The organism is Mycobacterium sp. (assembly GCF_049280035.1).
Taxonomy (GTDB): domain Bacteria; phylum Actinomycetota; class Actinomycetes; order Mycobacteriales; family Mycobacteriaceae; genus Mycobacterium.
Map to the genome: position 1 here is coordinate 1 of NZ_JBAPPI010000633.1, position 6,393 is coordinate 6,393.

Annotated in this window: 7 protein-coding genes; all 7 read right to left on the reverse strand. The window is 67.0% G+C overall.

The genetic code is table 11. The features are described from left to right. Positions 1 to 186 precede the first annotated feature (186 nt). Entirely contained in the window at positions 187 to 477 is a 291-nt protein-coding gene (locus tag WAN71_RS20235; RefSeq protein WP_422227036.1) for a YggT family protein, read from the reverse strand. A 140-nt stretch (positions 478 to 617) separates the two neighbouring features. After that, entirely contained in the window at positions 618 to 1,253 is a 636-nt protein-coding gene (locus tag WAN71_RS20240) for a cell division protein SepF (protein WP_422227037.1), read from the reverse strand. Positions 1,254 to 1,320: 67 nt separating this feature from the next. Continuing rightward, entirely contained in the window at positions 1,321 to 2,103 is a 783-nt protein-coding gene (locus tag WAN71_RS20245) for a YggS family pyridoxal phosphate-dependent enzyme (protein ID WP_422227038.1), read from the reverse strand. A gap of 14 nt (positions 2,104 to 2,117) precedes the next feature. Further along, on the reverse strand, positions 2,118 to 2,825 hold the full coding sequence (gene pgeF / locus WAN71_RS20250; protein WP_422227039.1) for a peptidoglycan editing factor PgeF: 708 nt from the start codon (positions 2,823 to 2,825) through the stop codon (positions 2,118 to 2,120). A 70-nt stretch (positions 2,826 to 2,895) separates the two neighbouring features. Next, the gene (ftsZ, locus tag WAN71_RS20255) at positions 2,896 to 4,035 is read right to left on the reverse strand and encodes a cell division protein FtsZ (RefSeq protein WP_422227042.1); all 1,140 of its coding nucleotides are present in this window, start codon (positions 4,033 to 4,035) and stop codon (positions 2,896 to 2,898) included. Positions 4,036 to 4,249: 214 nt separating this feature from the next. After that, the gene (locus tag WAN71_RS20260; RefSeq protein WP_422227040.1) at positions 4,250 to 5,200 is read right to left on the reverse strand and encodes a cell division protein FtsQ/DivIB; all 951 of its coding nucleotides are present in this window, start codon (positions 5,198 to 5,200) and stop codon (positions 4,250 to 4,252) included. Further along, positions 5,197 to 6,393 (reverse strand): UDP-N-acetylmuramate--L-alanine ligase (gene murC, locus WAN71_RS20265; protein WP_422227041.1); only part of this gene is annotated, 1,197 nt, incomplete at its 5' end. The genes murC and WAN71_RS20260, both read right to left, overlap by 4 nt.

The following is a 6,393-nucleotide window of genomic DNA, read 5'->3' on the forward strand; positions in this document are numbered from 1 at the left end:
GTCGTAGCCATACTGCAACTGCCGCCCATCCTGTCACACCAGACCCGCCGGTTGCCGATTCGCCCGATAAATAAGACCGAATTTCAAAGATTAAGAACCGACAAATCAACGCCTTAAGCCAACGAAATGCAGCCCGCGCAAACCGTCCAGGCGGCCCGCAGTTGACCGCCAGCCGTGGCCGCGGATTCAGGCGTGGTAGTCCAGCGCCATTGTCATCCCGATAAAAGCCACCAGCAGCAGCACCATGATGGACAGGTCAAAACGGACGGCACCGACAGTGAGCTGCGGTATCAGCCGACGTAGCAGCTTCACCGGCGGGTCGGTGACCGACAGGATGATCTCTAGAATGACCACGGTGGCACCCCGTGGGCGCCAGTCCCGGCTGAACGATCGGATGAACTCGACGACAACCCGAGCGATCAGCAACAGCCAGAAGATAAACAGCGCAAAACCAACGATGTGCACAAACAGCGTCAACGAGAGCCCGACCTTAGTGATGAAGACGATGTGACTTTGATGACAGCCCCGGCTGGGGCCGGCACGGCAACGCCCAGCCTACCCACTCCAACAGCCGATACCCATTTGTCCAGCAACGTGGCCCGCCCGTAGGCAGGCGGCTACTGGTAGGCGTAAAAGCCGGTCTCGGCGATGCGCCGGCGCTCCTCGGGCGAGACGTCGACGTCGGCGGGTGAGAGCAAAAACACCTTGGTCGCGACCTTGTCGAAGGAACCACGCAGCGCAAAAGCCAACCCCGCCGCGAAGTCGACCAGCCGCTTCGCGTCGGCGTTGTCCATCGAGACCAGGTCCATGATCACCGGGGTGCCGTCACGGAACCGCTCCCCGATGGTGCGGGCCTCGCTGTAGTCCTTGGGCCGCAACGTGGTGATCTTCGACAGTGGGCTGCTCTCGTCGAACAGCATCGCCATCCGGCGCGGATCCATCGCCAGTGCGCCGCGGGTCGAGCCCCGCAATGACCCGAAGCGCGGCCGGCCCAGGTCACCGCGGTCGTACTCATGCGCCCGGAACCGGTGCTCGTCGGGATAGCCGCCGCGATAGCTGGCCGACGCGAATTCGCCGGGTTCGCCGCGTGGATCGTCGTAGTCGCGCCCGTCATAGCGGCCGTACCCGTCGTCGGCAAACCGCTGCCGGGGGTAGCCGCCCCGGTTCGGGGCTTGGTCGTCGTAGTACTCGTCGTCGTAGTCCTCCATCGGAGCCATACCGAAGTAGGCCTTGACCTTGTGCAGTGTGCTCATCGCCTGGACCCCTTCTAGGCTCTGGGTGTTGCGGTGTCTGTGATGAAGATGTGACTGGAGTGACTAATTAGGGTGACGGTAGCGGTCTCCTGCCCAATAACGCGGTACCGACACGCACACACGTCGAACCATGTTTGACCGCAGTTTCGAGGTCGTTGGACATCCCGGCCGACAATCCCACCGCATTCGGATGGGCCCGGCGTACCCGCTGGTGCTCCGACTCCAGACGCGCGAACGCCGTATCGGGATCCCAGTCCAGCGGCGGGATGCCCATCAGCCCAACCAATTCCAGGGATTCGGCGGCTTCGACCTGCGCGCAGATTTCGTCGACGGCTTTCGCGTCGGAGACGTCGACGCCGCCTCGGGACACGTCACCGTCGAGGCTGATCTGGACGTAAACCCGCAGCGGATTGTCTCGATGTCCGTCGCTGCGTGCCGCTGCCACAGCGCGGTCAAGCGCCCACACCACCCGGGTACTGCCGATCGAGTGGGCGGTGTGCGCCCAGTTGGCCAATGACCGGGCTTTGTTGCGCTGGATTTGGCCCACCATGTGCCAGTGCAGGCTCGGTGATGTCTTTGGCGATATCGATGAGCCGCCCAGCAACCTTGCGACCTCACCTGCCTTTGCCGCCGCCTCCTGTTCGCGGGATTCGCCGAAGGCGGTGCATCCCAAACTCGACAAAATTGCCACATCGGTTGCTGGAAAGAATTTGGTAATAGGCAGAAGTTGAATTTCGTCGACTTTACGGTCGGCCGCTTCGGCGGCCGCCGCGAGCCGCGATCGAAGCGCTGTCAAAGCGTCCGCCAATTCCGATTCCCGCTCCGGTCGCGGTGTTAGTTTTACCGCCACTCGACAGTCCTGGTTCATTCGATCCACACCACCGACGCCAGCCGCCCGGTCGGGGCGTCTCGGCGATGACTGAACAGGCTGGGGTCATCGACCGTGCACCGTGGGTCCACATCGATCGCGGCGACACCCAAAGCCTTGAGCTGACAGGCGATTCCGGCACGAAGGTCCAGACCGGGGGTGCCACTGGAGGTGGTGGTGCGACTGCCCGGCAACGCCTCCTCAACCTCATCGGCCATCGCCGCGGGAACTTCGTAATTGCGGCCGCTGACCGCGGGTCCCAGCAGCGCCGAGATGTCAGGTTCATGCGCACCCGCGGCCACCATGGCCTCGACTGCGCGGGCTACCACGCCATCACGCGCTCCGACCCGACCGGCGTGCACGGCGGCGACGACGCCGGCCCGCGCGTCGGCCAGCAGCACCGGCACGCAATCTGCGCTCACCACCGCCAAGGCCAGCCGCGGCGTGCTCGTCACGAGCGCGTCGGTGTGCGCGACCGGGGTATTGCGCGGCCCGTCGACCAGCTCGACCCGATCACCGCGAACCTGGTTCATCCACGCCACCCGGTCGGCGCCAAGGCCGATAGCGGCGGCCAGCCGCCGGCGGTTGGCCGCCACCGCGGCCGGGTCATCGCCGACATGGTCACCGAGGTTGAAGGTGTCGAACGGCGGCGCCGAGACGCCGCCGGCGCGGGTAGTGGTCACCCGCCGGATACGAACGCTCACACACCCAGTATCCGGCTCGCCCAGCGCCGACTCGGCCGGACGGCATGCTGCGGCACCCATCGTGGCGCGGTTAGCGCCGCATGAAAGGCGGCACGTCGACGTCCTCGTCGTCCTCGCCGCCGATGTTCAGGGTCGCGCCGTTGGTCTGCAACGGCACGCTGACCGCGTCGACTGGCTCGAACAGCGACGAACTGACCTTGCCGGCCTTGCCCGGCGCAATGCCCTGGGTCTGGCCGCTGCCCACGACCGGTTTTCGGCCGGGGCCGCTCGCGTCGAAACCCGCCGCGATGACGGTGATCCGCACTTCGTCGCCGAGCGAGTCGTCGATCACGGTGCCGAAGATGATGTTGGCGTCCTGGTGGGCGGCGTCCTGCACCAGCGACGCCGCCTCGTTGATCTCGAACAGCCCCAAATCGCTGCCGCCGGCGATCGACATCAGCACACCCTGTGCGCCTTCCATCGAAGCTTCCAGCAGCGGCGAGTTGATCGCGATCTCGGCGGCCTTGAGCGCGCGGCCGTCGCCGCGTGCCGACCCGATGCCCATCAGCGCCGTCCCGGCACCGGACATGATGCCCTTGACGTCGGCGAAGTCGACGTTGATCAGCCCCGGCGTGGTGATCAAGTCGGTGATGCCCTGCACACCGTTGAGCAGCACCTCGTCGGCGCTGCGGAAGGCGTCCATCAGCGAAACCGCGGCGTCGCCCATCTGCAACAGGCGGTCGTTGGGGATCACGATGAGGGTGTCGCAGCTTTCTCGCAGCGACGAGATGCCGTTTTCGGCCTGGGTGCCGCGCCGCTTGCCCTCGAACGAGAACGGTCGCGTGACCACACCGACGGTCAATGCGCCCAGCTTGCGGGCGATGCTGGCGACGACGGGCGCCCCACCGGTGCCGGTGCCGCCTCCCTCGCCGGCGGTGACGAACACCATGTCGGCGCCGCGGAGCAGCTCCTCGATCTCGTCCTTGGCGTCGTCGGCGGCCCTGCGTCCGACCTCGGGGTCGGCGCCGGCGCCCAGCCCGCGGGTCGAGTCGCGCCCGACGTCGAGCTTGACGTCGGCGTCGCTCATCAACAGCGCCTGGGCGTCGGTGTTGATCGCGATGAACTCCACACCCTTGAGGCCCTGCTCGATCATCCGGTTGACGGCGTTGACGCCGCCGCCGCCGATCCCTACGACTTTGATGACGGCCAGATAGTTGTGCGGCGGGGTCATCATTGTGTCTTCCTCCCGGTGGGGCTTGGCCTAAGTGCGTAACGACCTGGCAAACCTCAACCTCAACTAAAGGGTTAGAGTTATGTCAAGTTGTTTCGCGCAAACAGAACGGTATTGCCGCCGCGCGCACGATCGACGCAGGCGCGCCGAGGATCCGCGGGCGAATTTCGAGCGAATTTTCGCCGGGCCGACGCCGATCTACCGCTCCAGGTCGCTACTTGACGGTCGGCAGATCAGGGCTGGACACGTCGTAGACCCGGCCGGGTTGGGTCAATAGGGCGCCCAGTTTCTCGGCCTTTTCTTCGGTGCGCTCGTTGGTCCCCCAGATCACCGTGCGCCCATCGGTGAGCGTCAAGGTGATCGACGCGACCGACGGCGCGGCAATCCGGCTCACCCGCCCGACGACCTCGGGTCGCAGCGCGGTCAACACCGCGAGCGCGGCCTTGGTCGCCGGATCGGTCGGCCCGGGGTTGTCGACGTCGATGTAGGGCAAAGCCGGTGGCGGCGGGGCGGTCGCGAAGTCGACGCCGTCGCGGTCATAGAGATGCGGGCCGTCGGGAAAGTCCTTGACCACCAACGGAACCCGCTCGATGACGGTGATCCGCAGCGCCGACGGGTATTGGCGCTGCACCCGCGCACTCGCCACCCGCCGAATGGCCGCCACCCGGTCGGCGACCCCGTCGGTGTTGATCTGCAACAGCGGGGTACCGAGCCGGACCTGCGCGACATTGAGCACCTCGTCGCGGGTCACCGCCCCAATCCCGGTGACGATGATGCTGCGCGCAGACATCACCGGCGTGAAGTAGAGGACCAGCCCCAGTGCAACGGTGAGCAAGGTCAGCCCCACCGTCGCGAGCACCAGCTTCAAGCCACGCACCGCCCCGCGCGGAACGGGTTTGGCCGGGTCCGCGGCACGCCCGCTGGCCCGGCGTTTGGCCTCCCGGCGAGCCTGCTCGATCGCCGTCGCGCGCTCCTGCGCCGCGCGGCGCTCAGCGCGTTCCCGCCTGGCCCGTCGACGGGGACCCTCCACCACATCGGGCTCTGCGGCCTCGCCGGCCGCGGCGTCCTCGGATCCACCGGCGGTAGCGATCGGTTCGGTGACAGTGGCTTCGGCGGCGGGATCGCCACCCGTTTCGGCCGGCACGCCGCCGTCCTGCTCGGTCACCACAACACCCCCGGCCGGCCCGGCGTGCTGCGGTTGGCCCGCACCCGCAGCGCGGTCAGGATTTCCGGCCCAAGCATGGTGACATCGCCCGCGCCCATCGTGACAACGACATCACCCGGGCCGGCCGCCGCGGCGACCGCTTCGGCGACCGAGGAGAAATCCGGCAGGGACTGCACCGGCACGCTGACGTGCTCGGCGACACTTGCCCCACTCACACCGGCAAGGGGTTGTTCGCGTGCGCCGTAGACGTCGAGCACGAAAACTTGGTCGGCGGCGTCGAGCGCCTGACCAAATTCGGCGGCGAAAGCCTTTGTCCGCGAATATAAATGCGGCTGAAACACCACCAGCGACCGGCCGATACCGCTCTGCTCCAGCAACGTGCGGACCGCCTCCAGCGTGGCGCTGATCTCCGTCGGGTGATGGGCATAGTCGTCGAACACCCGCACCGACGCCGCGGTGCCGATCAACTCGAAGCGACGACGCACCCCTTCGAAACCGGCCAGCCCGTCGAGCACACAGTCGGCGGGAGCGCCGATCTCGATCGCCGCCAGCAGCGAGCCCAACGCATTGAGCGCCATGTGTCGGCCGGGCACCGACAGCCGCATCACCCACGGATGGATCTCGCCGGCCAGCTTGACGTGCGCGACCGCCCCGGTCCCCTGCTGTTCCCAGGACAACAACGCTCCGTCCAACTCGGCCCCCGGGCGGTCGCGCGACGAGCCATACCGCAGCACCCGTATCCCCAGCGCCGCAGTACGTTCCGCCAGGGCGGCAGCCCCCGGATCGTCGGTACAGACCACCAGCGCGCCGCCGGGCGCAATCCGCTCCGCAAAGGAGTCGAACACCGCGGTGTAGGCATCGGGACTGCCGAAGAAGTCCAAATGGTCTGCCTCGATGTTGGTGACCACCGCGACATTCGGGGTGTACTCCAGCAGCGAGCCGTCGCTCTCGTCGGCTTCGGCGACAAAGCAGTCACCGCTGCCGTGGTGGGCGTTGGTGCCGGCCTCGCCCATCTCACCGCCGACCGCGAAGGACGGGTCCCGCCCGCAATGCTGCAGCGCCACGATGAGCATTGACGTGGTCGTCGTCTTGCCGTGCGTGCCGGTGACCATCAGCGTGGTGCGTCCGGCCATCAGCTTGGCCAGCACCGCCGGCCGCAGTACGACCGGGATGCCGCGTCGGCGGGCCTCGAC